The following is a 25,790-nucleotide window of genomic DNA, read 5'->3' on the forward strand; positions in this document are numbered from 1 at the left end:
AGCGGCCTGAAAGAGCAGGTGCCGCGACAGATATTCGTTCGCCGCCACCCGCGTCCACCGCAGGGTTGCTGAGCGGACCTCACACTCGAAAGGAAACACCCGGATGACGCAGGTCGGTAAGGACACACTCGGCACACGCAGCACTCTCTCCGTAGGCGGTAAAGAATACGCCTATTACTCGCTTGCCAAAGCGGCTGAGAAAATCGGTGACGTCAGCAAGCTGCCGTTCTCGATGAAAGTCCTTCTGGAAAACCTGCTGCGCTTCGAAGATGGCGGGTTCACCGTGTCGACCGACGACATTCAGGGTCTGGCCGATTGGCAGAAAGACCCCAAAACCGGCAGCGAGATTCAGTACCGCCCCGCACGCGTGTTGTTACAAGACTTTACCGGCGTCCCTTGCGTGGTTGACCTTGCTGCAATGCGCGATGCGATTGGCAAGCTGGGCGGCGATACGCAGAAGATTAACCCGCAAGTTCCTGTGCACCTCGTGATCGATCACTCGGTCATGGTTGACGAGTTCGGCCATCCCAAAGCATTCGAGCACAATGTCGAAATGGAATATCAGCGTAACGCAGAGCGTTATGACTTCCTGAAATGGGGCGCGAAAAGCCTCGACAATTTCAAAGCCGTTCCTCCGGGCACGGGCATTTGCCACCAGGTGAACCTTGAACACATTGGCCAAGGCGTGTGGTCGTCGGCTGGTCCTGACGGCACAATGGTTGCTTATCCTGACACCTGCGTCGGTACGGACAGCCACACCACGATGATCAACGGCCTTGGCGTGCTGGGCTGGGGTGTTGGCGGTATTGAGGCTGAGGCAGCGATGCTCGGCCAGCCTGTTTCGATGCTGGTACCGCAAGTCTGCGGCTTCAAGCTCGACGGTGCGATGCCAGAAGGGGTGACCGCGACTGACCTCGTCCTAACCTGCGTGCAAATGCTGCGCGAAGTTGGCGTTGTTGGTAGCTTCGTTGAGTTCTACGGCCCTGGTGTCGCGAATCTCAGCCTCGCTGACCGCGCAACCATCGCCAATATGGCACCCGAATATGGCGCAACATGCGGTTTCTTCGGCATCGACGACAAAACCATCGATTACATGCGCCTAACTGGCCGTGATGAAGACCAGATCGCGCTCATCGAAGCCTATGCCAAGGAGCAGGGCATGTGGTTCGATCCGGCAAACGAGCCTGTCTTCACAAAAACTCTCAGCCTCGACATGGCCAGCGTTGTGCCATCGCTTGCTGGTCCTAAGCGTCCACAAGACAAGGTCACGCTCCCCAATGTGGACGAGCTGTTCAACGGCGATCTGAAGAAGATCTTCAAGAAAGACGCCGCAGAGCGCACCCCTGTCGAGGGCAAAGATCATGACATTGGCGATGGCGACGTCGTGATCGCTGCGATTACCAGCTGCACCAACACATCGAACCCCGATGTGCTGATCGCTGCCGGTCTGGTTGCACGGAAGGCGCGCGCAAAAGGCCTCGCGCCGAAGCCGTGGGTCAAGACCAGCCTCGCACCGGGTTCTCAGGTGGTCACGGACTACCTTGAAAAAGCCGGATTGCAGGATGATCTCGACGCGATTGGCTTCGATCTAGTTGGCTATGGTTGCACAACCTGTATCGGCAACTCGGGCCCGCTCGCACCGCCGATCAGCAAGGCGATCAACGGCAACAGTATCGTCGCTGCGTCAGTCCTCTCGGGCAACCGCAACTTCGAAGGTCGCGTATCGCCGGATGTTCAAGCGAACTTCCTCGCATCGCCGCCACTGGTTGTTGCTTATGCCCTTCGCGGCACGGTTACCACCGACATGGTCGATACACCGCTTGGCCAAGATCAAGATGGTGCGGATGTGTTCCTGAAGGATATCTGGCCGTCCAATCTCGAAATCGCGAACCTCCGCGCAAGCTCGATCGACCGCGCAATGTTCGAGACCCGCTATGCCAATGTCTATGAAGGCGATGAGCATTGGCAAGCAATCAATGTCGACGGTTCGGACACATACCAATGGCGTCCCGGCAGCACCTATGTTGCCAACCCGCCATATTTCGAAGGCATGGATATGACCCCTGCCCCGATCACCGACATCAACGGCGCGAAGCCGCTGGCGGTACTGGGCGATTCGGTCACCACCGACCACATCTCACCCGCAGGTGCGATTAAGGAAGACAGCCCAGCTGGCGAATATCTGATGAGCAATCAGGTCGCTAAAGCGGACTTCAACTCCTACGGCAGCCGCCGCGGTAATCATGAGGTGATGATGCGCGGCACCTTCGCCAATATCCGTATCAAGAACGAAATGGTTCCGGGCGTCGAGGGTGGCTACACCACCTATAATGGCGAGCAGATGGCGATTTACGACGCTGCCATGAAGCACAAAGCCGATGGCACTCCGCTGATCGTTGTTGGCGGCAAGGAATATGGCACCGGCTCCAGCCGTGACTGGGCCGCGAAGGGTACCATCCTGCTGGGTGTCCGCGCCGTGATAGTCGAGAGCTTTGAGCGCATTCACCGCTCCAACCTTGTCGGCATGGGCGTGCTGCCGCTGCAGTTCAAAGATGGCGACACACGCGAAACTCTCGGCCTCACAGGCGAAGACAGCTTCAGCATTCTTGGCCTCGCCGATCTGACCCCCGGTCAGGATGTTGAAGTGGCTGTGACTCGCGCCGATGGCACCGAGTTCACCTTCACCGCACAATGCCGGATCGATACCGCAAACGAGATGGAGTATTACCGCAATGGCGGCATTCTCCATTACGTACTGCGCAAACTCGCCGCGTAACACGGCCGATCAATCAATCACGAAAGGGCTCCGCTACGGCGGGGCTCTTTTTGTATTCAGCCTCGATACAGCGGCGGCAGAGCAGTTTTTCCCGATCAATGGGAGATCGCTATGCGTGCCGTAGTATTGGGAATTGCCACAACCATCCTCGCAGCTACACCGGCATCCGCCCAAGAGGCCAATCCGCAGATCGACTATGACGGGTTCGTCAAACTGACAATAGAACTCGCGGAAGTGCGCGAAGCGCATCGGCTACCAATCGCAGAATTTATCAAACGTTCGCAAGCCGAGGGAGCGATCTTGCTCGACACCCGCTCCGCTGCGGCTTTCGCCGAAGGTCATATCGCGGGCGCGATCAACCTGCCGTTCTCCGACTTTACAGATGAGAAGCTGGCCAAGGTTCTCGGCAAGGATCAAACCCGGCCAATCTTTATCTATTGTAACAACAATTTCAGCGATGATATCCGCCCGGTCGTCAGCAAGCGCGCGCCGCTGGCGCTCAACATCCCGACCTTCATCAATCTCCACGGATATGGCTACACCAATGTGTGGGAGTTGGCGGACGTCGTCCCGACATCTGATCTCGATTGGGTCGCCGCAAAAGAATCAGAAGAAGACACTGACGCATAGAAAAAGGGCGGCACCGTCAGGAGCCGCCCTTTAGTCTGAAGTTCCGAAGAGGCGGTTAGGCCGTTTTCGTGAGTTTGAACTTCTTGCGTCCGAGGACTGCTGCTGCAGCCAGCCCGAATAGGATCATCATTGGCGGTGCAGGAACCGGAGTTCCGCCCGTTGTACCGCCCGAAGTCGAAGAGCTGCCCGAAGACGAGCTGCTCGACGAAGATGAGCTAGAGCTGCTGCTCGAAGAGGAGCTACCGGACGAGCTGCTGGTCGAGCTGGTCATGTTGCCCGACGAGGACGAGCTAGAACTCGACGAAGACGACGAACTGCTCGAAGACGAACCGCTCGATGTCGCGCCACCAGTGCTGCCGCCCGAAGACGATGACGAACCACTCGATGACGAGCTACCCGAGGACGAACCGCTGCTGGTCGCGCCGCCGGTGCTGCCGCCCGAGCTCGAAGAGCTGGAGCTGCTCGACGAGGACGAGCTGCTGGAGCTCGAACCCGACGATCCGCCAGTCGATGTCATGCCGCTGGTACCGCCATTGCTACCGCCAGACGACGACGAGCTGCTGCTCGACGAAGAAGACGATGACGAACTGCTCGAGCTACCCGAACTGCCGCCCGAGCCGCCATTGCTGCCGCCGGTGGTGGTACCTGGGTGACCGCCATTTGATCCGCCCGAAGTCATTCCGCCATTGCTACCGCCCGAGCTTGAAGAGCTGGAGGACGACGAAGACGAAGAACTGGAGCTGGACGAGCTGCTGCTCGAAGACGATGCATTGTTACCGCTCGAACTGGAAACGTTACCCGAAGAACTCGAGACGTTACCGCTAGAGCTGGAAACGTTGCCAGATGAACTGGAAACGTTACCGCTCGAACTCGAAACGCCGCCAGTCGATGATGACACATTGCCTGAAGAGCTCGATACACCACCGGTCGACGTCGAGACATTGCCCGATGTGCTGGTGCTGCTGATCCCGCCGGTTGATGTCGAAACACCGCCGGTCGATGTGCTGACACCGCCTGTGGTTGTGCTGCTGCCACCCGAGCTGGATGTCGAAGAGACATTGCCCGAAGTGCTGCTAATGCCGCCAGTGGTGCTACCGCCAGTTGTACTGGTAACACCGCCGGTGCTTGTGCTGGTGCCGCCGCTACCACCGCTGGAATTGTCGATATCGATGATAATATCGCCGCCAGTCGAAGAGCCACCGCTCGAAGACGTACCGCCAGAAGTTGTTGTGGTCGAACTGACAACAACGCTGCCGCCCGAGCTACTACCGCCACCGAAGAAACCGCCAAAGAAGCCGCCGCCGAAACCGCCACCAAATCCGCCGCTGCCACCGATTACGGTTACCCCGCCGCTGCTACCGCCTTGGAAAGGAGGCTGCGGTGGAGCGGCATAAGGAGCCGGAATTGCTGCCAGCGCCATTTGATAGGCCGGCGCACAGCCGTCTACTTGTCCATTTACGTAAGTGGCGCCGCCCGCATAGGCACCCCCTGTATAAGCACCATTGTTGCCGCCAACTACACCGGCACCCGCATGTGCAGGGTTCGCATAGGCATAGCCACCGTTACCAACTGGCTGACACTCAACCTCGCGGCGCACGATCCGGCGCTTGCGGGGTACAGTGCGCACGATGCGCTTCCGCGTTGTCGGACGCTCTTTAATATAGCGTACGGGCTTCGCTTTGACCGAGCGCGGCTCAGACTTAACCGACTTGTAAGTCGGGCTATCCGTAACTGGGGTTTCGGCGACATGCACCGCACCACCTGCTAGAAGCGCTCCGCCTGCTGCTGTCGCAGACAATTTCGCTAGGGCCATTTTTACCGACATGGGCAAACTCTCTTGTTACTCTCGGGATGTTTGGAGAGCAGCGGGTCCGCCTCCATTCAATTCCCTCGAACAGCAAGAAGCGCCTTGACCCCTTAACCGGCAATCAAATTAACCATGAAAAACCGCCGATTCGGAAAATTTCTGCGCGATGAACGGCGCGATTCCGCGACTTGTCCCACAATGGAACCAAAATCGCGCTAAACCCTACCGCGCTATTAACTTTTTCCGTCGAACAAGCCTGTTTGCGACGTCTCCGATCCCGAATCACTTGGGCGCTGATTCGCGGCCTTAGGCGGGTCCATCTCGAGGTGTTTCCACCCCAGATCATTGAGGCACCGCCCCCGTGCCGTGCGGGCAACCAGACCCAGCTGGATCAGGAAGGGTTCAACCACTTCCTCTATCGTATCGCGCGGTTCGGCGAGGCCGGCTGCGAGCGTTTCCACGCCAACGGGACCGCCTTTGTAAATGCCTGCAATCATGTGCAAATAGCGCCGGTCCATTGCATCAAGGCCGAGACTGTCGACCTCCAAACGGGTGAGCGCTTCGTCCGCGATCTTGGCCGTCACAACACCGTCACCAGCCACATGCGCGAAGTCACGAACACGGCGCATCAAGCGTCCTGCGACACGCGGAGTCCCCCGCGCGCGGCGCGCAATCTCGCGCGCGCCCGCAGGCTCAATCGCCATATCAAGCAACTTTGCCCCCCGCGTCACAACCCGCTCCAGCTCTTCCTCGGTATAGAAATTGAGCCGTACCGGAATGCCGAAACGGTCGCGCAAAGGCGTGGTTAGCAAGCCCTGCCGCGTTGTCGCTCCAACCAATGTGAAGGGTGGCAAATCAATCCGCACGCTGCGCGCTGATGGGCCTTCACCGATAATCAGATCGAGCGCGCGATCCTCCATCGCCGGATAGAGCACTTCCTCAACCACCGGATTGAGCCGGTGAATCTCGTCAACAAACAGGACATCGCCTTCTTCGAGATTGGTCAGCAGCGCCGCCAGATCGCCAGCCTTGCCGATAACGGGCCCCGATGTCGCGCGGAAACCAACGCCCAATTCCTTGGCAACAATCTGCGCCAGCGTGGTCTTACCGAGACCGGGAGGGCCAAAGAACAACACATGGTCCATCGCCTCATCGCGCGATTTGGCGCTCTCGATAAACACACGGAGGTTATCACGCGCCGCCTCCTGGCCGATAAATTCGGTCAGCGACTTGGGACGCAAGGCTGCGTCCTGATCCTCAGGCTGGCGCTCGGGGGAGAGGTCGGGGTTATCGGTCATGTGACTGCGCCCAACGCGACCATCGCCCCTGAAACAAACAGAACAAGCGCCAAGAAGCTCGATGCCATTGAAGCTCGGAACAGGCTATTGCCACTCTTCGCATGCGCCTTCGATCGGCGTTCATATTCTAACTGCACTGACCTCGCTTCTGCTTCAATGGCCGTCCAGTGCGCTGCACTCGCCATCCGATCTTGAGACATAGCACCGAGAATGTTTGCAAACATTGCGAACACTAGCCCAATAGAAAACCATACAAATGACCAGTAGAGTGCATACTTATCGACTTGGATATCACTGTTACCAACCAATGTGATCAAACTGATAATTGCAGCGCCATTTGCCAGAAAAAGCCCTTTAATGGTTGCCTGCTCATAGTCGTGCGCATAGCGCCGCCTTTCCTCAATTTCGGCTGACCTCCGTTTGCTTTCGAACTCGGCCATTTTGAGGATTGAGTGTTCGCTGTCTTTCTCGTTAGCCATAGCCTGTTCCTTTGAACGAAAACCAACCCTGCCAGTTTAGGATCAAAACGGGTTCACCGTATAGCCGCGCTGTTGCAGCAGCGCATGCGCGGTCATTGCTGACAGTGCCGTTTCAACGCCCGGTATCAGATCAGCTTGCTCGATCCCGTATGCCGCGCCGCTTTGACCGCAGAGGATAAAGCGTACACCGTGATCGAGCATGACGCGGATCATCGCGCCTGACGGGTTTTCGGGAGCTTCTTCTTCCTCGCCCACCGGCTGCCGTGCAGCCCAAGCCACATCATTGAGCAAATCCAGCGACGCCTTGCCATGCACCACCACCGCAATGCGGATATTGTCCGGATCGACACCCGCCGCGACATGCATATTGATAAACCGTGCCGCGCTCTCAAACCCGCGATTTCGGGCCCCTTCTTCGGCCGGTTTAGCGACATCGAAAGCGACCGAAAACTCGGTGTCCGCCGGAACATTGTCGATCCCTTCAATCGGCGCATGCGGCCCGAAATCTTCAAATACCGGGCCGGTTTTGAACTTGCTCAAATCCTGCGCCGCAGCCGGAGCCGCGATCACCATTGCCGCCAAAAGTATCAAAATTCGCACTACTGCCTCCATCATCCCGCCGCCTTCTTCAGCGCCACGCGGATTAGATCGCCCTCGCTTGCGTCAGCACCCAATTCGTCCTGCGCCTCAGCGACAGCCCTTGCCGCCGCTACCGGTTTGAAGCCGAGATTTTCCAGCGCACTGAGCGCATCCGCACTCGCGCCGCCTGCAGGTGTGATCGCCACCGCTGCGCCGCCAGCCGATGCCGGAAGCGCGCCAGCTTTATCTTTCAACTCGTTGACGATCCGGCCCGCCAGTTTCGGCCCGACCCCATTAGCGCGCGCAACCATGGCAGCATCGCCATTGGCACAGGCGGTTTGAACCTCGGCAGTTGAGAGCGCCGACAGGATCGCCAGCGCGACCTTGCTGCCTACGCCTTGCACCTGTGTCAGCAAGCGGAACCAGTCGCGCTCCGATGCCTCTGCAAAACCGAGCAGACGCATATCGTTCTCGCTGACTTGCAAATCGGTATAGACCGTTGCCGCCTCACCCACTTCGCCCAGCGCAGCCAGCGTCTTGGCCGAGCAATGGACCAGATATCCGACCCCCTGAACGTCCAGAACCGCCCAGTCAGTGCCGGTTTCGTCGAGTAGCCCTTTTAGCTTAGCAATCATACGTTACTTTCTGCGCTACCGCTTCGCTATTTGAGCGCGTTATGTTCCTGCCCTGCCGCGAATCATTTGGCCAGTGGTAACCGCATCGTTCAGCCTCCCATCCACAAGCCTGAATAGATGGAACAGATGGAACAGGGTCTAATCGCAAATAGTTTTCAGACGATCGGCGGACACTTGGGACTGTATCGAGAAGGGGAATAGGAAAGCACATCAGGCAATGATGGCAGATCATTCTCGGGTAGGAAATCGCCCTTGATCGGGAGTGTGACCGCGAGGCGATCTTTGGTCGCCTCAACTATTGGTGTTTCGACGACGCTCGACACGGACGGAACTTTGCGCGAATAGGCGTGCATGAGCTGGAACACTTTTGGACGCGTTTTGCGCTTCACGACTTGGGGGGAAAGCCACGGACCCGCGCTGGGCGCGGTGCTGGACGGCTGCCCGCCCGGATTGGCGCTGAGCGAAGGCGATATCCAGCCATTCATGGATGCGCGCAAACCCGGTCAATCGAAATTTACGACGCAGCGGAAAGAACCCGACCAGGTCAAAATCCTGTCAGGCGTGTTCGAGGGAAAGACGACAGGCACCCCGATTTCGCTGGTGATCGAAAATGTCGATCAACGCAGCAAAGACTATTCCGAAGTCGCCAAAGCCTATCGCCCCGGCCATGCAGACTACGCTTATGATGCAAAGTACGGCTTCCGCGATTATCGGGGCGGCGGTCGCAGTTCAGCGCGCGAAACTGCTGCACGGGTTGCGGCCGGTTCTGTGGCACGGCTGGTCCTGTCCGAAGTGAAAATCACTGCCTATGTCAGCCAGATCGGCGATGATGAGATTGATCGATCCAACATCGATTTTGCTGAGATCGGCAATAACCCGTTCTTCTGCCCTGATCCGGCTGCGGCCAAGCGCTGGGAAACATTGGTTGATGATGCACGCAAGGCCGGATCGTCGCTCGGCGCAGTAGTCGAATGCGTGGCCGAGGGTGTCCCCGCAGGCTGGGGGGCGCCCGTCTATGCCAAGCTGGATGCGGACCTCGCAGGCGGGATGATGAGCATCAATGCGGTCAAAGGCGTTGAGATCGGCGACGGTTTCGGTGTGGCCAAACTATCGGGCGAGCAAAACGCCGATCCGATGCGTACAGGCGAGGATGGTCCCGAATTTGAGGCAAATCATGCGGGCGGTATCTCGGGCGGCATCTCGACCGGACAGCCGGTTGTGTGCCGCGTGGCCTTCAAACCAACCAGTTCGATCCTGACACCTGTCGAGACAATCGACCGCGACGGAAATAATACCGAAATACGCACCAAAGGCCGCCACGATCCGTGTGTCGGTATTCGCGGAACACCCGTTGTCGAAGCGATGATGGCGCTGGTGCTGGCCGATCACAAAATGCTCCACCGCGCGCAATGCGGGTGAAACCTAGCTACCGATTCCGGCGAAGCACAATATAGAGAGCACCCTCGCCGCCATGTTTGCGGTGGGCTTTACGGACAGCCGCGATTGAATCGGCGTGATCACCAGCGGCCAACCAATCGAGAATTTTCGCGCGGATGACGCCGCGTTTGTTTGCGCGGTCTGCTGCCTCAACCGGACGCGGCCTGCCGGTGATAACCAGCACGAGCCGCGCATCCATCGCTTTGGCTTGCCGCATTCCACGATCCAGCCGTTCATAGGCGGCGTCGACAAAGTGGTCGTGCAGATCGAGCGTGTAGTCGGGCGCAATACTGCCAGCCTTCAGCTTCTTATCCCAATGCGAGTCGAGGCTTGCGTGACCAATGCGGTGCGGCGGGCGCGGCGATTGCTGGACTGGCGGAAACTTTGGCGGGGCGGGTTGTACGCGCTTCGTTGTTTTGACGAATTTGCGCGGCGTCTTTGTGGCAGTCTCCGCATTCTCGCTTAGCCGTGGCAGTTCACGCCCGTCCATCGGCTCGACCGAGGATGCCAGATGCACCCAAGCCGCTTCTTCCTCGGCAGTCAGGCCGCGGGGAAGCTTCACTTGGTATTGAGACGTTTGACGGTGCCTTTGGGCAGCAGGATATAGGCTGTACCGCGCCCGCTCATACCGCCGGCAATGGTGCGCGCGTCTTCGCCAGCGCCCCAAAAGGTATCAAAGCGGTTCGCGCCTTTGATCGCGCCGCCGGTGTCTTGCGCGATCCACAATCCGTCCGCGACATCGCGGTCCAGATCGAGCCATACGGGTGCGCCATAAGGAACAAAGCGCGGATCCACCGCGACCGAACTTTCGCGCCGCACAGGTACGCCAATCGAACCCAGCGGCCCGTCACCCGTCAATTCGCGGAAGAAAATCCAGCTCTTGTTGAGCCGCATCAGATCACGGCCATCCTCAGGGTTTTCGCGAATATATTGCATGATGCCCTGCATCGACCCGGCATATTGCCCGGGTCCATCACCGAGCAAGCCGCGTTCGCGCATCACCCCACCAATACCGGTATAACCGCGTCCGTTTTGACCGGCATAACCGATCCGCATGACGCCGCCATCATCCAACTTGAGCCGCCCCGAGCCTTGTATCTGGAGGAAGAACATCTCCACAGGATCAACGGCGTAGGCGATTTCCAGCCCGCGCCCTTCCAGCGCACCTTCTTCGATTGCGGTCCGGTCAAAATATTGAACGAAGTCGCCATTTGCATCGATCCGGCCCAACGGTGGGCGTCCAGTCCGCTCAGCCTCCGGCGTACTATCCGGCCACCTGCGGATCAGATCGCCAGGTATCGCATAGACCGGTACTTCACAGCCCGGCTTACGCGTCCGGCATCCGCGAATTTCGGGCTCGAAATAGCCCGTAGCAAAAGCCTCGCCCGATCCGATCTGTGCGGTTTCGAAGTAAGTCTGGAAGAAATTCGCCGCATTGCCCTTGGCGGCGGGCGCGGCGTCGCAAGCCGCCTGCCAATCACTCTGGCGGGTCAATCCGGTTCTGTCATCGCGCCGCAGCAAAGTCGGGCAGGACTCTATGAACGATCTCAGGCCTGCCTCGGCATCGCTCGTACCAAGCCCAAAGCTGCTCACTGCCGGACCGGACTTTACACCAGCCAGCCGCGCGCTGGTGACATCAATTGGGTTCGGGGTGCTTTCGGGAATAATCCGCCCGCAAGCAGCCAACAATGCCAGCGAGCCGAACGCTATGATGGCCCGTGGCAATGACTGCATGGCGTGATCAGCCCTCGTCGGTTTCGTCGAGCAGCCAGTCCGGATCGGTCGAGTTCACATCGCGCATGAATGTCCAGATGTCGCGGCTTTCCACCGCATCATCAAGCGAGCCAGCGATCATATTGCCATCCTTGTCATAGGTTACGGCAGCGATATCGGCCACGAAGCGAACAGCGACGCGGGCCATCGTTCCGTCGAGCGAAGCGCGATCAATCACTGCTTCTTCGATCCTGATCAGGCGGTTGTCGAGCTTTTCGCCAGCTTCTTCGCGTGCAGTGATCGCACCGTCGAAGCTTTCATAGACATCATCGTCGCACAGCTCTTTTAGAGTTTCGCGGTCGCCTTTCCAGAATGCTTCAAGAACCATTCCGTAAGCGCCTTTCGCGCCTTCGACGAAGCCCGTGATGTCGAAGCGGCTATCAGCAGCCGCAATCTCACGAACGCCGCGCTCTACCGCCGGAATCACATCGGGCATGCCATCAAATTGCGATTCTGCATTGGGTGCGGGTTTGCGTTGCGGCACTGCTGCTGGCGGTGGCGGTTGCGCCGGATCGAAGCGATTGGGGATCGATTCCTCTTCATGCTCGGCACGGCGGCCCAACACTGAGTAGAGACGCAAGCCCAAAAAGGCTGCGATCATAGCGAGGATAACGATTTCAAAAATCACGATAAATACCTGTTTTGCGACATTCGAGACGGAGCCAAGATGCTCTTATCCCTAATCTATTACCATTCCTGCCTTAAATAGGGACTGAATACAAATGAACAACGGCAATTTGCGGTTTTTGCGGGCTGTTTTCGCTCCTATTGCATCCGAGGGTGCGTCACACGTTGCGGGCGTTGCGCTTGAATGCTAGGCGCGCGGCCAAACCCGCATAAAACCCGGATGGGGCGGACAACAACCTAACCAGAATGAAAGACGAAACGACATGGCCGACGAAGGCGACGTTCTTACCGACCTGAATATGGACCCTGCACCCAATGGCGAAGATACCGGCCCGGTTGCTGGCATCATCTCGCAATATGTGAAGGATCTTTCGGTCGAAAACCCGCATGCGCCGGAGAGCTTCCAATGGGAAGACCAGCCGCATATCGATCTGCAATTCAACATTGGCGCAAAGCCGATCAATGACGAAATTCACGAGATCGAGTTGAAAGTGAATGTCACTGCCAAATGTGAAAAAGGCAGTGCTTACCTGATCGAGCTGTCCTATTGCGGTCTCGCCGGAATGCGCAATTTGCCGGACGAACAAATGCATGCATTTATGTATGCCGAGGCTCCGCGCCTTATGTTCCCATTCGCACGCCGCGTCATTGCCGATGCATCGCGCGATGCCGGCTTCCCGCCGCTGACACTCGACCCGATCGATTTCAACGGCCTGTATATGCAGCAATTGCAGCAGAAGGCGCAGCAAGACGCCGAAGCTGGCGGCGCGCCAGCAGGCAACGCGTAAGCGACTGGATGGTAGCGGGCACTCAATCATGAGCCTGCTCAAAAACGTCGGAACTATCGGCGGCCTGACTGCGGTCAGCCGCCTGTTCGGCTTCGTCCGGGATATTTTGGTCGCAAGAGTGTTGGGCGCAACCGCCATGGGCGACGCGTGGCAGCTCGCCTTTATGCTGCCCAATATCTTTCGGCGATTGTTCGCCGAGGGAGCCTTCGCCAGCGCGTTCGTCCCGCTGTTTAACCGGCGGATGAAGGAAGATGGCGACGTCAGCGAGGCGCGCGCCTTCGCCGAAAACGTACTTGCAGTTCTCCTGCCGATCCTGATTGTCTTCGGTGCAATTGCGCTGATGGTGATGCCGTGGGTGGTCGAATATTTTGCTCCTGACGGCTTGGCCGCAGACGGCGATAGCCTGGCCATCGCGACAATGATGGCGCGGATCACTTTCCCCTATCTGCTGTTTATGAGCCTCGCGACGGTATTCGCCGCCGTGCTCAACAGTCTGTCGCGCTTTGCAGCTGCAGCCGCTGCGCCCATCCTGCTCAACATCTGCTTGATTGCGGCGTTGTCCTATGGCGCGACGCTGGACAGCGGCCTCGCTGCACGGCGCGAAACCGCGACATTTATGGCGTTCGCCTTGTCGCTATCGGGCTTCCTGCAGCTGGTCTGGCTGATCGTCTGGATGCGCAAAGCTGGTTTCCGGATCGGATTGGTCGCGCCAAAACTAACCAGCGGCGTGAAGGAATTGGGCGTGCTGGTCGTTCCGGCAATCTTTGGCGCGGGCGTTTATCAGATCAGCCGTTTCATCGACTTGTTCTTCCTCTCCACACTTCCTGTCGGCAGCTACACCTATCTCGCCATGGCGGACCGTTGGAATCAATTGCCACTCGGCATTATCGGCATCGCGCTCGGCACTGCGATCTTGCCTGCCCTCTCTCGTTATCTGTCGCGAGAGGAAGGTGAAGAGGCACAGCGTCTGCAATCCAATGCGGTGGAATTGTCGATGCTGCTCACCGTGCCGTCGGCAGTGGCGCTGTTCATTACCGGCAGCGCTTTCACCCGCGTTTTCTTCGGCGGCGGTGCATTCACTAATGAGGATGCGCTCATCACGGGTACTGTAGTTTCGGGATTGGTCATTGGCCTGCCTGCCTATGTGTTAATCAAAGTGCTCACGCCGAATTTCTTCGCTCGCAAAGATACGCGCACGCCGGTCTACACGGCGGCGGCTTCGCTGGTGGTGACAGTCGGGCTCAATATCCTGCTGGTGCCGACCTATGGCGTACTGGCTCTGGCGATTGCTGGCGCGGTCGGGGCGTGGTGCAATGTAACGTTGCTCTACATCATTCTGGTGAAACGGGATTACTTCCACCTGACCGGTCAAATTCTCGGGAAGCTCATCAGAATTGCTGTCGCAGCGGCGGTCATGGGCGCAGCGCTGTGGTTCGTGATGCCGATGCTCGATCCCTATTTTTCGGGCAGCTTTGTTGAGAAAGCAGGCAGCATATCGGCAGTGATGCTGACCGGCATCGTCACCTTTGGAATTGCGGCGATTGCATTACGAGTGCTTGACCGCGCGACGATTGCTCGGCTTATGCAGCGGCAAGGCTAAGCACCCCGCTTCGCCCACCAATATTTAGGACAGATAATGCGAGTCGTTTCCGGCATCCAACCCACAGGCAATCTCCATCTCGGCAATTACCTTGGTGCGATCCGCAATTGGGTAAAGATGCAGGATGATATCGCGGCCAGCGGCGAAGAGGGCAGCGAATGCTTGTTCTTCCTCGCCGATCTGCACGCCATCTCGATGCCGCATGATCCGGCTGAATTGAAAGCGGGAACGCTCGAAATGGTTGCGGCCTTGGTCGCTTGCGGGATTGATCCGAACAAATCGGTGCTGTTCAATCAGGCGCAAGTGCCCGCTCATACCGAATTGCAGTGGTTGCTGACGGGTACTGCGCGGATGGGTTGGCTCAACCGGATGACGCAGTTCAAGGACAAGTCCGGCAAAAACCGTGAAGGCGCGAGCATTGCCCTGTTCAGCTATCCCGTGCTGCAAGCCGCTGACGTGCTGCTGTATCAGGCCACGCACGTGCCCGTAGGCGATGACCAAAAACAGCATCTTGAACTCGCCCGCGACATTGCGCAGAAATTCAACAATGACTTTTGTGAAGAGGACACGCCTGTCTTCACTCTGCCCGAGCCTTATATCCCGCCGCAGGCAGCGCGGATTATGAGCCTGCGCGACGGCAGCGCAAAGATGAGCAAATCCGACCCGTCCGAAATGAGCCGGATCAATCTGTCCGACGATGCCGACATGATCATGAAGAAAGTCAAGAAGGCTAAATCAGATGCCGATGCCCTGCCATCAGAAAAGGCCGGACTTGAAGGCCGGCCCGAAGCGCTCAACCTGGTGACGATCTACGCCGCGATTACCGGTGAAAGTGTGCAAACGGTGCTTGGCGAATTTGGCGGCGAAGGGTTTGGTAAGTTCAAACCAGCGCTCGGTGAAGTGCTGGCGGAAACGCTTGCACCGATCTCGGCGCGCTTCCGTGACCTCAAGTCAGACCGCGAATCGCTCGATGCGATTCTGGCACGCGGCGCTGCCAAAGCACGCGAACGTGGAGCCGACACGCTCGACAATGCTTATAAGGCGTTGGGGTTTGTACGCGGCTGATTCCACTGAAAAATAACGAATTTCCGAACCGAACCGTTCAAAGTTGGTTCAGACGCAGCCTTTACAATACACGCCGTAAGTGACAGCCTTTACGCGTCGGGGGACGCCGCGCTGGCACTCAGATTTCGAAAGGGCGCATCATCATGTCGCAAATGACAGCATCAAAGAAACGCTTCGCAAGGATGGCCATGGTGCCATTGCTGCTGGTCAGTCTGGGCGCATGTGCGACCACTGGCTTCAAAGCCGACGTGTCGCGTTTCCAAAGCCAACTCCCGGCACCGCAGGGACAGACTTTTGCCGTTGTTGCCGACGACCCTGCACTGGCTGGCGGGCTCGAATTCTCGCTCTATGCCGATCTGGTGGAAGAGCAAATGGCGCGACTTGGTTATGTTCAAGGATCGCCCGAGAGTGCCAATTTGTTGGTTCGCTTTGACTATGGCGTGGACAAGGGCCGCGAGCGGGTTCGCTCCACCGGATTTGTCGATCCCTACTATGGCGCATGGGGCCGGTACCGTCCCTATTACCGTTCACCATTCCGCACCCGCAGCCGTTTCGGCTATCGTGGATTCCGCGGATCACGCGCATGGGGCTTCGGCTTCTATGATCCATGGTTCGGCGGTCCAGAAGTGCGCAGCTATACAGTATACACCAGCGGGGTTGATATGAAGATCGACAATGCTGCCGATGGCAGCCGCTTGTTCGAAGGCAAGGCCGAAGCGGTCTCCACCTCCAACCGCCTGCAATATCTCGTCCCCAATCTGGTCGAAGCAATGTTTACCGACTTCCCCGGCAATTCGGGCGAGACACTGCGCATATCGATCAAGCCTGAAGAGACCAAAGTGCGCCGCGTCAATTGATCGGGTAACTTTGGATATGAGTTTGAAAGGCGGGCTGGAAACGGCCCGCCTTTTCTTTTGTCTGCCGCGGTGGCAAACGCTCCGTGATCATGTCCTCAAGAACTTGGCAGACTATGGTAGTATATGCGGCTCTTTTTGCGGTCGCAGCGTTCGCGCTCAATTGGTTCGAATACGGCCATCTCACAGGCAAGTTCGGAACAGACGCCTATATCGGGTTTCTTGCGCTTGCATTCATATCGCTCGGCGTATGGGTCGGTAACCGGCTGACACGAAAAACCGCGCCACAAGATTTCGAGCGCAATCACGCCGCGCTGCGTTCGCTCAAAATTTCCGACCGTGAGCTAGAAGTGCTGGAAGCGATCGCGAGCGGACAAACCAACAAAGAGATCGCGCGCACTCTCAATATCTCACCCAATACGATCAAAACTCACGTTGCCAGCCTATTCTCCAAGCTGGAAGTCGACCGACGCATGCTAGCAATCGAAAAAGCCAAATCGTTGCAGCTAATCGCCTGAAATTGCCGATTTTGGAGGCAAATCACCCATGAGGGTGATTGTTGATCCACCCCGGCTCATCCATCGGTAGAGACAACGAATCGAGGAAAGCCCTGATGTTGAGAGCAATGGTAATTTACGGTGTCGTGTCTGGCGTATTGGTCATATTGGCGATGCTGGCTGGCATCATCTCGGGCGGCAACGCCAGCTTTTTCGCCAGCGAATATTTCGGTTACCTGATAATGCTCATCGGCATGTCGATGATCTTTGTCGGCATTAAACGACATCGCGATATAGAGTTGGGAGGAGTGATCCATTTCCTTCCGGCTTTCGGCATGGGTTTGGGCATCGCTGCCATCGCAGCAGTGATGTATGTCGCGGTTTGGGAAGCCTATCTCGCAAGCACCGACTTCAGATTCATACATGACTACACGGCGGGATTGATCGAAGCGAAACAGGCAGACGGCGCTGACGCGCGGACGATGGCTGCATTCGCCGCCGAAATGGAGGAGTTGAAAGCCTCTTACGCAAAGCCGCTCCAACGCTTGCCCATGACATTTATGGAGATCTTCCCGGTCGGTTTCACAATCTCATTGATCTCCGCCGCTCTTCTCCGGAATCCTAAGATTTTGCCCGCACGCTAAAACCAGGAGTACGTTATGAAACTAGGTGCCTTTTCCATCAGCCTGGCCGTTGAGGACATCGCCGCATCCAAGGCGTTTTACGAGCAGTTAGGCTTCGAGCAATTTCACGGCGAAGAAAGCCAAAATTGGGTGATGCTGAAGAACGGTGAGACAGTGATTGGCCTTTTCCAAGACATGTTCCCGGCCAACGTTATAACCTTTAATCCAGGTTGGAATCAGAAGGCGGAAACTCTCGATTCATTCGATGATGTTCGCGCCATTCAGGCGTCTCTCAAAGACACAGGTATCAATCTCGATCGAGAGGCCGATATTCGCGAAACCGGTCCGGCGCATATCGCTTTGACTGATCCCGATGGAAATTCGATCCTGATCGATCAGCACGTCTGACCGTGGTGTTACTCGCCTGCTATTTCTTCTGTCTGCGCCAATGACGAACAGCAGCAATGCCGACCCCGATAGCAACCGATCCGATCAGAAACGCACTTGGGAAGGTGAGAGAGGCATTATTGGCCCCGTCACTCATGCTGCTCTCTATCAAATCCAGGCCATAATTCCCTAAATGGATAGCGCCGATCAGCAACAGAAGCGTGCCGATCATATTGCGCGGATCGAGCGGCCCCCAAGCCGTGCGAAGACCAATGAACCGCAAAATTCGCTCTGACAGCCAGACCAAAAGTACGATCCAAACGAGCAATCCCAACAGCAGCAGGATCAGTCCGCTCGCACTCATCGCGCCGATATCGAACATCAGCGACTCCGCCTGTGACTGCGAAGCGAGCTCCGCTCAATAGATCGCAAGATAGTCATATCAACTATCATCCGATGGCCGGTAGAAGGATTCGAGTTTTACCTCGGCGCGGGCCTCATCGAGCCAGCCCAGCATATCCAGCGCCGCAGCGCGTACAGCGCGATAGCTTGAAAACTCGCACGCACTCTCGCTTGAGGCAGCGAGCCGTGCAGCGGCTTCCGAACAGATCACCGAATAGTGCCCAAGCTGCGGGTCGGGATACTCGTCCGAATATTCAGTCGAAACGACGTCATAGGCATAGCTAACTTCGCCATTGTCATTCTTTCGCTCATATTCGACGAGGTAGTATTTTGTGTAGCTATCGCCATCCTGAGCACTGCCGATCGGGTCGGTCCGCAGCAGATCAAACGAGGCGGTCGTGGTCCTCGTGTTGTCTCCTTGGCGAAGCGACATCGCATAGCGGCGATTGCCCAATGGCGTGACGCGGAGTTCCGATTTGGCTGAACTGTATTGCCCGGCCAGACCAATAGAGTCGCGCGCACTGGTCGGGAGAAGCTGTGCCTTCGCTGTCCAAGCATCGCACCCTGCAAGCGCGAGCGCCAAAACCAGCGTCATCAATCCTTTGAGTTTCATCGCAAGCTCCCCGATTGTCACGAAGTTCAACATTGTGGACCTTCAAGAGTTCGCGAAAAATTACAAGGGGAGTCTGCGAGTCAGCGGCCGGTCGAGCCGAAGCCTCCTGCGCCGCGCTCGGTGTCGTCGAGTTCCGCGACTTCGTGCCACTGGGCCTGCGTAACCGGTGCCAGCACCAATTGCGCTACGCGTTCGCCGCGTTTGATCGGGAACGCATCCGCACCATGATTGATCATCAGCACTTTCAGCTCACCGCGATAATCGGAATCGATGGTCCCCGGTGTGTTCGGGACAGTAACGCCGAATTTGAACGCGAGGCCAGAGCGCGGACGTACCTGAATCTCGTACCCTTCCGGAATTGCCACCGATAGGCCGGTCGCGACTGCATGGCGCATACCCGGTTCCAGAATCACATCTTCCGCAGAGAGAATATCCATCCCCGCCGCACCCGATGTCGCATACGCAGGCAGATCAAGCCCTTCGCCATGGGGCAATCGTTTAACCTGCACGCCAACCGGATTAGTCATCATCGTCCTCTTTTTCCAAAGCCTCGGCCACGCGTTCTATCAGCGCGCGCGCCACATCCGCCTTTGGCATTTCTTTGAGGCTTTCGACACGCTTTTCGGTGACGATATGCACACGATTATCCGCGCCGCCCATCACACTCTTACCGTTGCTCCATGAGACATCATTGGCGACGATCCAGTCCACCCCTTTGCGCTTGCGCTTGGCTTTGGCGTTATCGAGCACATTCTCGGTCTCCGCCGCGAAGCCAATCAGCAGCTTGGGCCGTTTTCCGCCCGCTGCAGTGTTGGCAAGAATGTCGGGATTCTCGGTCAGCATGAGTGCTGGCGGGGCAGAGCCACGCTTCTTGATCTTCTCATCCGACGTGTCCTTGCTGCGCCAATCGGAGACCGCTGCCACCATGATCGCGGCATCGGCGGGCAGCGCCTTTTTCACCGCATCGGCCATATCGCGCGCGGATTCGACATCAATCCGGTCAACTCCCGGAGGTGTGTCGAGCCATACTGGCCCAGCCACCAACGTCACCCGCGCACCTGCCGCAGCAGCAGCGCCCGCGATAGCAAAGCCCTGTTTACCCGAGGAACGATTGGCAATGTAGCGCACTGGATCAATCGGCTCGCGCGTTGGTCCGGCGGTGATCAAAACATGCTTGCCGTAGAGCGGCCGATGTTCCGGATTTTCATCAAAGTCCGGTTGACCATCCAACGGGTCTGCGCCCACGGCAACCGGCTGCTGATCACCATCAAGTGGCTCGGGCGCAGCATCGCCAGCGCCTGTTTTGACGGTGTGGTTGGTCGCTTCAGGATCGGTCGGCGGAGCAGAAGACGCGCCACCTTTCGTGGCAAGAACCGGCCCTGCGCTGTCGTCGACTTCGCCCGCCTCTTCCTGAACCTGCTCTTCAGACCATTGCGCTTCGATCTCGTCTTCAGTCCGTTTCGGCGTGCTACGCGGGATCAGCGAGGACAACAGGCCGCCAAGTCCGCCTCTTGCCTCGGGCTCCGGCTCGACGGCCTCGACAAACTCGGAAATTTCTGCAGCGCCCACATCGCCCGGATCAACCCCGAGCAGATCAGCGATCTCGAGCCAGATCATCTCGGGATCGGGTAAACGCCCCGGACCAAACTCGCCGCACGCCATCGCGCCCACATCGGGATCGACCACATGGACGCCGGCTTGCTTCAGCCATGCCACATTGCGCTGCGTCGCGTCATGCTCCCACATCCGGACATTCATCGCAGGAACAGCCATCACGGGCTTGTCAGTCGCGAGGATCAATGTCGTCGCAAGATCGTCAGCAATGCCGGTGGCCATCTTGGCCATCAGATCGGCCGTCGCCGGACAGACCACCACCAGATCAGCCTCGCGGCTAAGCTGGATATGGCCCATCTCGGCTTCGTTTTTGAGGTCCCACAGCGTGGTGTATACTGGGTTCTCGCTCAGCGCCGCGAGCGACATGGGCGTCACAAATTGCTGCCCGCCATTCGTAATGACGCAGGTCACTTCCGCACCGCCCTTGCGGATCAGGCGCACCAGCTCGCAGCTCTTATAGGCCGCGATCCCGCCACCAACGACGAGCAGTACCTTGCGGACAGTCCCCGCGCTCATTGCAAACCCCTCATTATCATTAACGCCAGACTAGCGCCGGACGCGCGAAGCCGCCAGCCCTGCCGTTCGGTGGTTAAGTTTTCGGTGGCTGAATATCCCTACCGTCGTATAAACCTTCGCCGAGAGGGGAATTATATCATGCGCCTATTTCTAACCGCGATCATCTTTCTGGGCGGCTTATTGTTCTGCTTCCTCGGTTTGAGCTTCCTAATTTGGCCTGAAAGCCAAGGTGCGGACTTTGGCATCACCGCCACTAGCAACACCGGTATTGGCGCGATCCGCGGCGATATGACCGCCTATTTTGCGATTACCGGCCTGTCGATGCTGTACGGCGCGTGGAAGCGGAACGGCGATATCCTACTGATCCCGGCCTTTATGCTGGGTGTCACTCTGTTCGGCCGGATCATCACGATGTTCGTCAACGGCACCGATGACGAATTCTTCATGCCAATGATCGTAGAGGCGTTGTTTATTGTGGTGACCTTGCTCGGCAGCAGAATTTTACCGCACACTGTCGCAGATGGGGTTGCCGATGGTGACTAACCGATCCAGCCTGCTGACATAGCACCGAAGATCACACCCGCGCCCGCGAGTGCAGCAACAGCATAGCCAAGCCAGCTGCGTCCTTCGCTCCGGCGTTTTTCCCACATCAACGGAACATCGGGCAATGGCGCTTGTTCTGGCGCACCGCCTTTTTGCGGGAATTGATCTTCGATCCGGCGGATCAAAGCCGGAATACGTAACAGTGTATCGGTATCTTCCTTGATCCGGTCGGCAATCGCGGCTTCGGGGCCCAGTTCGTCTCGGATCCACGACCGGACATAGGGTGCGGACGTATCCCACATATTAATCTCGGGATTGAGCTGGGTCGCAATCCCTTCGACCATCACCATCGTCTTTTGCAGCAGCAGCAAATGCGGCTGTGTCTGCATGTCGAAATCGCGCGTGATCGCGAACAATCCGTCGAGCATTTGGCCGACGCTGAGCTCGCTCACCGGTTTACCGCGCATCGGTTCGCCCACCGCGCGCAGTGCCGTCGCGAACTCGCCGACATCGTGATAGCTCGGCACATATTGCGCCTCGAAGTGGATTTCCGCCACGCGCTGATAATTGCCAGTGGTTAGTCCGTACAAAATCTCTGCCAGCCACGCACGGGCCTGCCGGTTGATCCGGCCCATAATGCCGAAATCAATCGCGACAATCGTCCCGTCCGCTTTCACGAATAGATTGCCTTGATGCATATCGGCGTGGAAGAATCCACCGCTGATCGCTTGGGTCAAGAAGGCGAGAACCAGACGGTTCGCCAATTCGTCCATATCGTGCCCAGCCGCGATCAACTCATCACGCTTGCTGATTTTGACGCCTTCAACCCATTCAACCGTCATCACGCGGCCATTGGTCCGGTCCCAGTCGATATCGGGCACTTCATACCCATCAATCGCACGCATGGTTTCGGCGAGTTCGCTGGCCGAGGCTGCTTCGCGCCGCAGATCAAGTTCGCGATTGGTCCAGCGTTCAAAGTTCGCAATCGTCAGACGCGGCCGCAGTCGTTCTGCCTCGCCGCCCATCGCTTCAAGATGCGCGGCGGCCCAATGATAGGTTTGCAGATCGCGCTCGAACTTGTCCCGGATCCCTGGCCGCAGAACTTTGACCGCCACATCCTCGCCATCGGTCGTCACCGCGCGGTGAACTTGCGCGATAGAGGCTGCACCAATCGGCTCAGGATCAATACTGCTGAACAGCGTATCGATAGGCTGCGCGAAGCTGCTTTCGATACTGGCTTCGATCTCGGCAAAATCCACTGGCGGCAGATCATCCTGCAGCGACAACAGATTATTTGCCGCTTCCTCACCGACAATGTCTGGGCGCGTGGCTAGCGTCTGACCGAGCTTAATCGCCGCGGGGCCAATCGCCCGAAAAGCGCTGGCATAGTCAGGGGTCTTGGGTTGGAACGTGCCGAACCGCGCGAGCCGCACCAACCGCTTGACCGGACGCGGCGTGTTGGGATCGGCTTCGATACCACGCAATGCGCCGTGCTTCGCCAGCGTCCGGCCCCATTTGAGAAGCCGCCAAATATGCGTCACCGGGCGAGTCATGGGATCAGATCTTCCAACCCGAATGGATTGCGACCGCGCCGCCAAAGATAGGTTCGACCTTGGTCCGGCTAAAACCTGCATCTTGGATCATCTGTTCGAATTTGGGCATTGGCGGGAAACGGCGGATCGATTCGGCGAGATAGCGATAGCTTTCCTCGTCCTGCGCGATCAGCTTACCCATCTGCGGCATCACCTTGTGTGAATAGACGTCGTAGATTTCCTTGAAGCCGGGCCATTCGGTGGTCGAGAATTCGAGGCAGTAGAAACGCCCGCCATGTTTCAATACGCGATGTGCTTCTCTCAGCGCCTTATCGATATGCGTCACATTCCGGATGCCGAAAGCAATCGTGTAAGCATCGAATATGCGTGAGGAGAATGTCAATTCTTCGGCATTTTGCCGCGACCAGACCAAACCGTCGATGCCGCGCTCCATCGCGCGTTCTATGCCGACATCGAGCATTTCCTGATTGATGTCTGACACGGTGATGTCCGCGCCATGCTCCGCCATGCGAAAGGCAATGTCACCAGTGCCGCCCGCCATATCAAGGATTTTCTCGCCATGCTGCGGCTTCACCCGGCGGACAAAACGATCCTTCCATGGCCGGTGTAACCCGCCTGACATGACATCGTTCATCAAATCATATTTGGCGGCGACTTTGGAAAAGACCTCACCCACCAGCTCGGTCTTCTCGCTGACATCGACGTCTTTATAGCCGAAAGAAACTGTATCGCTCATGGGGTGCGTCCTTAGGGGCAATTGCGGGCGCGGCAAAGGGTGTTATGAGCCAACCTATGCCTGAATTACCAGAAGTTGAGACAACGGTTCGCGGCCTTGCAAAGTTCCTCGATGGCGAACGGATCGAGCGAGTAACGCTTAACCGCCCCGATATGCGCCGTCCGTTCCCCGCTGATCTGGTCCAAATGGTGACCGGCGCAACTGTCACAGGATTGGGCCGCCGCGCCAAATACGGTCTGATTCACACCGACCGCGATTCGACCTTGATCTTCCACCTCGGGATGAGTGGCCGTTGGCGGATAGACCCTGAAGAGCCGGACAAGCACGATCATCTGGTGATCGACACGGCAGACCATCAATTCGCGTTGTGCGATCCGAGGCGGTTTGGGTGGGTTGATCTTGTGACCACCGATGCAATCGATCAATGGCCATCTATCGCATCGCTTGGCCCCGAACCGCTTGGGCCTGACCTGACAGTCGACCACTTGAAGGCAGCTATCAACGGCCGATCGCAATCGATCAAACTGCTGCTGCTCGATCAACGGATCGTCGCAGGGCTTGGTAATATATATGTATGCGAGGCGCTCTATCGCGCGGGCATCCATCCGCGAAAGGCGGGCGGGAAAGTGTCGAAGCCTATGCTGACCCGCTTGATCCCAGAAATCGTCACGGTGCTGCAGCAATCGATCAAGGACGGTGGATCATCGCTAAGAGACTACGCCCAGCCCGATGGCGAACTCGGCTACTTCGCTACTCGCTTCGCAGTTTATGGGCGAGAAGGTGAGCCCTGTGATCGGAATGATGGCGGAACCATTCGGCGGATCGAGCAAGGTGGGCGGAGCACGTGGTTCTGCCCAAAGTGTCAGAGGTAGGGGAACGGTCGAGAACACGCGTGCGGTGTGACGGACGTTGAAGGTGTTTGTTTTAGGCCCTGCGGGCGCGAGGCATCCGCCTCGCTGGCTTCCTCGCATAAGCTCGGGCGGCCGGTCGGCCTTGCGGTTCGCTAGTCGCGAACCGGATCACAGCGAACCAGCTCTCTCCTCCCTGTTCTAGGTCGCGGCAGTCATAGGGCCGACCGGCCCGCCCGCAGCGAAGTGACCGCCCGGGAACGAAAGCGAGGATAGCCAAGTGCCCAGATGGGCACGCCGGCGCTTGAGGCTAAACAAGCACAAAGAGCGTTGACGACTCACGCCTCCCTCGGTAAAGGGCGCGCTTTCCGGCAGGCAACTGCCGTTTCCGAACGAACCAATTAAAGAATTCCGGCCGCTTTTGTGGCGGCCCGATAAAGGACAGACATGGCCAATACTCGGCAAGCCCGCAAACGCATCCGTCGCAACGATCGCCGCGCTGAAATCAATGGCGCGCGCATGAGCCGCATCCGCGGTTTCGTGAAGAAGGTCGAAAGCGCCATCGAAGGCGGCGACAAAAAAGTTGCAGCCGAGGCTCTTAAAGACGCGCAGCCTGAACTGGCGCGCGGTGTTGCTCGCGGGGTGATGCATAAGAACACAGCGGCACGCAAAATGTCGCGTCTCTCGAAGCGAGTCGCAGCGCTCTGATTCGGTCCATGGTGGAGCGATTCGCTCCATTTTGGACATGCAAAAACACATTGAGGTCGGTGCCAATGGCGCCGACCTTTTTTGTTGCAGTGCGAAGACTCGGGCGGTTCGGCTGAGTCGTCCTCCAGAACCCTAGGTGACTCCACGATTCGCGCGTCATTATGGCGAAAATGCAGAGTAAACAGCCTGTTAAACGGAGGCCTGCGGGGTTGCGGCGAGTCAACCGAAATATTTCAGATTTTTTGCAATATCCCCCCTTGCTTCACGCCGCCACGCGTTCATAACTAGCTGCGTGCTCAGGGCCGGACAGCCGGAGCTTTATAGAATTTATGCAATGGGGGGAGCCCGGAACATTCGATTCCGGGACGTGGCAGCGCTATGCCATTTTTCTTCCAATGCTTG

29 protein-coding genes are annotated in these 25,790 nt (G+C 57.7%); 15 read left to right on the top strand and 14 right to left on the bottom strand.

Features of this window, described 5'->3' with window-relative positions:
- Nucleotides 1-103 precede the first annotated feature (103 nt).
- The 4 genes from acnA to J9777_RS10200 all read left to right on the top strand — a co-directional run bounded on the left by acnA (nt 104) and on the right by J9777_RS10200 (nt 4,800).
- A complete protein-coding gene (gene acnA / locus J9777_RS10185) occupies nt 104-2,776 on the top strand; it encodes an aconitate hydratase AcnA (protein ID WP_209348738.1) in 2,673 nt (890 codons plus the stop codon).
- Nucleotides 2,777-2,887: 111 nt separating this feature from the next.
- Entirely contained in the window at nt 2,888-3,406 is a 519-nt protein-coding gene (locus tag J9777_RS10190; RefSeq protein WP_209348739.1) for a rhodanese-like domain-containing protein, read from the top strand.
- A gap of 68 nt (nt 3,407-3,474) precedes the next feature.
- The gene (locus J9777_RS10195; protein ID WP_209348740.1) at nt 3,475-4,059 is read left to right on the top strand and encodes a hypothetical protein; all 585 of its coding nucleotides are present in this window, start codon (nt 3,475-3,477) and stop codon (nt 4,057-4,059) included.
- A 33-nt stretch (nt 4,060-4,092) separates the two neighbouring features.
- Complete coding sequence (locus J9777_RS10200; RefSeq protein WP_209348741.1) at nt 4,093-4,800, top strand: hypothetical protein; 708 nt, start codon at nt 4,093-4,095, stop codon at nt 4,798-4,800.
- Between the two features lie 646 nt (nt 4,801-5,446).
- On the opposite strand, the gene ruvB is transcribed toward J9777_RS10200, so the two are convergent.
- From ruvB to J9777_RS10225, 5 genes are all read right to left on the bottom strand, one after another.
- Nucleotides 5,447-6,511, bottom strand: a complete 1,065-nt coding sequence (ruvB, locus tag J9777_RS10205) for a Holliday junction branch migration DNA helicase RuvB (RefSeq protein WP_209348742.1) — start codon at nt 6,509-6,511, stop codon at nt 5,447-5,449.
- Complete coding sequence (locus J9777_RS10210) at nt 6,508-6,990, bottom strand: hypothetical protein (protein WP_209348743.1); 483 nt, start codon at nt 6,988-6,990, stop codon at nt 6,508-6,510. The genes ruvB and J9777_RS10210 overlap by 4 nt, the downstream gene beginning before the upstream one ends.
- A 42-nt stretch (nt 6,991-7,032) precedes the next feature.
- Nucleotides 7,033-7,590 (bottom strand): DsrE family protein, encoded by a 558-nt coding sequence (locus J9777_RS10215; protein ID WP_348631986.1) that lies wholly within the window; start codon nt 7,588-7,590, stop codon nt 7,033-7,035.
- A gap of 11 nt (nt 7,591-7,601) precedes the next feature.
- Nucleotides 7,602-8,204, bottom strand: coding sequence for a Holliday junction branch migration protein RuvA (gene ruvA / locus J9777_RS10220; RefSeq protein WP_209348744.1), 603 nt, complete (start codon nt 8,202-8,204; stop codon nt 7,602-7,604).
- A gap of 155 nt (nt 8,205-8,359) precedes the next feature.
- Entirely contained in the window at nt 8,360-8,557 is a 198-nt protein-coding gene (locus J9777_RS10225) for a hypothetical protein (RefSeq protein ID WP_209348745.1), read from the bottom strand.
- Here J9777_RS10225 and aroC point away from each other — a divergent pair.
- Nucleotides 8,556-9,623 (top strand): chorismate synthase, encoded by a 1,068-nt coding sequence (aroC, locus tag J9777_RS10230; protein ID WP_209348746.1) that lies wholly within the window; start codon nt 8,556-8,558, stop codon nt 9,621-9,623. The two genes, J9777_RS10225 and aroC, sit on opposite strands and share 2 nt — an antisense overlap.
- 7 nt (nt 9,624-9,630) lie before the next feature.
- Here aroC and J9777_RS10235 read toward each other — a convergent pair whose 3' ends face one another.
- From J9777_RS10235 to J9777_RS10245, 3 genes are read right to left on the bottom strand one after another with little or no spacing between them, the layout of a single operon-like run.
- Nucleotides 9,631-10,203 (bottom strand): Smr/MutS family protein, encoded by a 573-nt coding sequence (locus J9777_RS10235; RefSeq protein WP_209348747.1) that lies wholly within the window; start codon nt 10,201-10,203, stop codon nt 9,631-9,633.
- Nucleotides 10,200-11,375: an MltA domain-containing protein gene (locus J9777_RS10240; protein WP_209348748.1), complete on the bottom strand. Its 1,176-nt coding sequence runs from the start codon at nt 11,373-11,375 to the stop codon at nt 10,200-10,202. The genes J9777_RS10235 and J9777_RS10240 overlap by 4 nt, the downstream gene beginning before the upstream one ends.
- Before the next feature lie 7 nt (nt 11,376-11,382).
- Entirely contained in the window at nt 11,383-12,042 is a 660-nt protein-coding gene (locus J9777_RS10245; protein WP_209348749.1) for a Tim44/TimA family putative adaptor protein, read from the bottom strand.
- A 262-nt stretch (nt 12,043-12,304) separates the two neighbouring features.
- On the opposite strand from J9777_RS10245, the gene secB reads away from it, so the two are divergent.
- From secB to J9777_RS10280, 7 genes are all read left to right on the top strand, one after another.
- Nucleotides 12,305-12,829, top strand: coding sequence for a protein-export chaperone SecB (gene secB / locus J9777_RS10250; RefSeq protein ID WP_209348750.1), 525 nt, complete (start codon nt 12,305-12,307; stop codon nt 12,827-12,829).
- Between the two features lie 28 nt (nt 12,830-12,857).
- Nucleotides 12,858-14,429: a murein biosynthesis integral membrane protein MurJ gene (gene murJ / locus J9777_RS10255; protein ID WP_245228704.1), complete on the top strand. Its 1,572-nt coding sequence runs from the start codon at nt 12,858-12,860 to the stop codon at nt 14,427-14,429.
- Between the two features lie 36 nt (nt 14,430-14,465).
- Nucleotides 14,466-15,494 carry a tryptophan--tRNA ligase gene (trpS, locus tag J9777_RS10260; RefSeq protein WP_209348751.1) on the top strand — a complete coding sequence of 343 codons (1,029 nt, stop codon included), beginning with the start codon at nt 14,466-14,468 and terminating at the stop codon, nt 15,492-15,494.
- Nucleotides 15,495-15,646: 152 nt separating this feature from the next.
- Nucleotides 15,647-16,351: a DUF4136 domain-containing protein gene (locus J9777_RS10265; protein ID WP_209349523.1), complete on the top strand. Its 705-nt coding sequence runs from the start codon at nt 15,647-15,649 to the stop codon at nt 16,349-16,351.
- Between the two features lie 113 nt (nt 16,352-16,464).
- Nucleotides 16,465-16,866 (top strand): response regulator transcription factor, encoded by a 402-nt coding sequence (locus J9777_RS10270; protein ID WP_209348752.1) that lies wholly within the window; start codon nt 16,465-16,467, stop codon nt 16,864-16,866.
- Nucleotides 16,867-16,961: 95 nt separating this feature from the next.
- A complete protein-coding gene (locus J9777_RS10275; RefSeq protein WP_209348753.1) occupies nt 16,962-17,489 on the top strand; it encodes a DUF4199 domain-containing protein in 528 nt (175 codons plus the stop codon).
- 15 nt (nt 17,490-17,504) lie between these two features.
- Entirely contained in the window at nt 17,505-17,876 is a 372-nt protein-coding gene (locus tag J9777_RS10280) for a VOC family protein (RefSeq protein ID WP_209348754.1), read from the top strand.
- 19 nt (nt 17,877-17,895) lie between these two features.
- On the opposite strand, the gene J9777_RS10285 is transcribed toward J9777_RS10280, so the two are convergent.
- The 4 genes from J9777_RS10285 to J9777_RS10300 form a co-directional block, all read right to left on the bottom strand.
- Nucleotides 17,896-18,237, bottom strand: a complete 342-nt coding sequence (locus J9777_RS10285) for a hypothetical protein (RefSeq protein ID WP_209348755.1) — start codon at nt 18,235-18,237, stop codon at nt 17,896-17,898.
- A gap of 60 nt (nt 18,238-18,297) precedes the next feature.
- Nucleotides 18,298-18,870: a hypothetical protein gene (locus J9777_RS10290; RefSeq protein ID WP_209348756.1), complete on the bottom strand. Its 573-nt coding sequence runs from the start codon at nt 18,868-18,870 to the stop codon at nt 18,298-18,300.
- 80 nt (nt 18,871-18,950) lie between these two features.
- Nucleotides 18,951-19,397: a dUTP diphosphatase gene (gene dut, locus J9777_RS10295; protein WP_209349524.1), complete on the bottom strand. Its 447-nt coding sequence runs from the start codon at nt 19,395-19,397 to the stop codon at nt 18,951-18,953.
- A complete protein-coding gene (locus J9777_RS10300; RefSeq protein ID WP_209348757.1) occupies nt 19,390-21,000 on the bottom strand; it encodes a bifunctional phosphopantothenoylcysteine decarboxylase/phosphopantothenate synthase in 1,611 nt (536 codons plus the stop codon). Before J9777_RS10300 ends, dut begins: the two co-directional genes overlap by 8 nt.
- Nucleotides 21,001-21,138: 138 nt before the next feature.
- Between J9777_RS10300 and J9777_RS10305 the strand changes: the two genes are divergently transcribed.
- Nucleotides 21,139-21,543: a DUF4345 family protein gene (locus tag J9777_RS10305; RefSeq protein ID WP_209348758.1), complete on the top strand. Its 405-nt coding sequence runs from the start codon at nt 21,139-21,141 to the stop codon at nt 21,541-21,543.
- On the opposite strand, the gene ubiB is transcribed toward J9777_RS10305, so the two are convergent.
- Both ubiB and J9777_RS10315 read right to left on the bottom strand, forming a co-directional pair.
- Nucleotides 21,540-23,096: a 2-polyprenylphenol 6-hydroxylase gene (gene ubiB / locus J9777_RS10310; RefSeq protein ID WP_209348759.1), complete on the bottom strand. Its 1,557-nt coding sequence runs from the start codon at nt 23,094-23,096 to the stop codon at nt 21,540-21,542. The genes J9777_RS10305 and ubiB overlap by 4 nt on opposite strands.
- Nucleotides 23,097-23,100: 4 nt before the next feature.
- Nucleotides 23,101-23,832, bottom strand: a complete 732-nt coding sequence (locus tag J9777_RS10315) for a class I SAM-dependent methyltransferase (RefSeq protein ID WP_209348760.1) — start codon at nt 23,830-23,832, stop codon at nt 23,101-23,103.
- 56 nt (nt 23,833-23,888) lie between these two features.
- On the opposite strand from J9777_RS10315, the gene mutM reads away from it, so the two are divergent.
- Complete coding sequence (gene mutM, locus J9777_RS10320) at nt 23,889-24,704, top strand: bifunctional DNA-formamidopyrimidine glycosylase/DNA-(apurinic or apyrimidinic site) lyase (protein WP_209348761.1); 816 nt, start codon at nt 23,889-23,891, stop codon at nt 24,702-24,704.
- Nucleotides 24,705-25,127: 423 nt separating this feature from the next.
- Nucleotides 25,128-25,388 (top strand): 30S ribosomal protein S20, encoded by a 261-nt coding sequence (gene rpsT, locus J9777_RS10325; protein ID WP_209348762.1) that lies wholly within the window; start codon nt 25,128-25,130, stop codon nt 25,386-25,388.
- Nucleotides 25,389-25,790: the final 402 nt, after the last annotated feature.

Source organism: Pontixanthobacter sp. CEM42 (assembly GCF_017812015.1).
Classification (GTDB): domain Bacteria; phylum Pseudomonadota; class Alphaproteobacteria; order Sphingomonadales; family Sphingomonadaceae; genus Pontixanthobacter.

What these genes read in the sequence shown, in the direction of transcription:
- J9777_RS10275 (WP_209348753.1), top strand. Translation starts at nt 16,962, where the DNA reads ATGTTGAGAGCAATGGTAATTTACGGTGTCGTGTCTGGCGTATTGGTC.
- J9777_RS10270 (WP_209348752.1), top strand. Translation starts at nt 16,465, where the DNA reads ATGGTAGTATATGCGGCTCTTTTTGCGGTCGCAGCGTTCGCGCTCAAT.
- J9777_RS10240 (WP_209348748.1), bottom strand. Translation starts at nt 11,375, where the DNA reads ATGCAGTCATTGCCACGGGCCATCATAGCGTTCGGCTCGCTGGCATTG.
- ruvB (WP_209348742.1), bottom strand. Translation starts at nt 6,511, where the DNA reads ATGACCGATAACCCCGACCTCTCCCCCGAGCGCCAGCCTGAGGATCAG.
- J9777_RS10190 (WP_209348739.1), top strand. Translation starts at nt 2,888, where the DNA reads ATGCGTGCCGTAGTATTGGGAATTGCCACAACCATCCTCGCAGCTACA.
- dut (WP_209349524.1), bottom strand. Translation starts at nt 19,397, where the DNA reads ATGACTAATCCGGTTGGCGTGCAGGTTAAACGATTGCCCCATGGCGAA.
- secB (WP_209348750.1), top strand. Translation starts at nt 12,305, where the DNA reads ATGGCCGACGAAGGCGACGTTCTTACCGACCTGAATATGGACCCTGCA.
- J9777_RS10315 (WP_209348760.1), bottom strand. Translation starts at nt 23,832, where the DNA reads ATGAGCGATACAGTTTCTTTCGGCTATAAAGACGTCGATGTCAGCGAG.
- acnA (WP_209348738.1), top strand. Translation starts at nt 104, where the DNA reads ATGACGCAGGTCGGTAAGGACACACTCGGCACACGCAGCACTCTCTCC.
- mutM (WP_209348761.1), top strand. Translation starts at nt 23,889, where the DNA reads ATGCCTGAATTACCAGAAGTTGAGACAACGGTTCGCGGCCTTGCAAAG.
- J9777_RS10300 (WP_209348757.1), bottom strand. Translation starts at nt 21,000, where the DNA reads ATGAGCGCGGGGACTGTCCGCAAGGTACTGCTCGTCGTTGGTGGCGGG.
- ubiB (WP_209348759.1), bottom strand. Translation starts at nt 23,096, where the DNA reads ATGACTCGCCCGGTGACGCATATTTGGCGGCTTCTCAAATGGGGCCGG.
- J9777_RS10280 (WP_209348754.1), top strand. Translation starts at nt 17,505, where the DNA reads ATGAAACTAGGTGCCTTTTCCATCAGCCTGGCCGTTGAGGACATCGCC.
- aroC (WP_209348746.1), top strand. Translation starts at nt 8,556, where the DNA reads ATGAGCTGGAACACTTTTGGACGCGTTTTGCGCTTCACGACTTGGGGG.
- J9777_RS10290 (WP_209348756.1), bottom strand. Translation starts at nt 18,870, where the DNA reads ATGAAACTCAAAGGATTGATGACGCTGGTTTTGGCGCTCGCGCTTGCA.
- J9777_RS10265 (WP_209349523.1), top strand. Translation starts at nt 15,647, where the DNA reads ATGACAGCATCAAAGAAACGCTTCGCAAGGATGGCCATGGTGCCATTG.
- J9777_RS10305 (WP_209348758.1), top strand. Translation starts at nt 21,139, where the DNA reads ATGCGCCTATTTCTAACCGCGATCATCTTTCTGGGCGGCTTATTGTTC.
- trpS (WP_209348751.1), top strand. Translation starts at nt 14,466, where the DNA reads ATGCGAGTCGTTTCCGGCATCCAACCCACAGGCAATCTCCATCTCGGC.
- J9777_RS10225 (WP_209348745.1), bottom strand. Translation starts at nt 8,557, where the DNA reads ATGCACGCCTATTCGCGCAAAGTTCCGTCCGTGTCGAGCGTCGTCGAA.
- rpsT (WP_209348762.1), top strand. Translation starts at nt 25,128, where the DNA reads ATGGCCAATACTCGGCAAGCCCGCAAACGCATCCGTCGCAACGATCGC.
- ruvA (WP_209348744.1), bottom strand. Translation starts at nt 8,204, where the DNA reads ATGATTGCTAAGCTAAAAGGGCTACTCGACGAAACCGGCACTGACTGG.
- J9777_RS10210 (WP_209348743.1), bottom strand. Translation starts at nt 6,990, where the DNA reads ATGGCTAACGAGAAAGACAGCGAACACTCAATCCTCAAAATGGCCGAG.
- murJ (WP_245228704.1), top strand. Translation starts at nt 12,858, where the DNA reads ATGAGCCTGCTCAAAAACGTCGGAACTATCGGCGGCCTGACTGCGGTC.
- J9777_RS10285 (WP_209348755.1), bottom strand. Translation starts at nt 18,237, where the DNA reads ATGTTCGATATCGGCGCGATGAGTGCGAGCGGACTGATCCTGCTGCTG.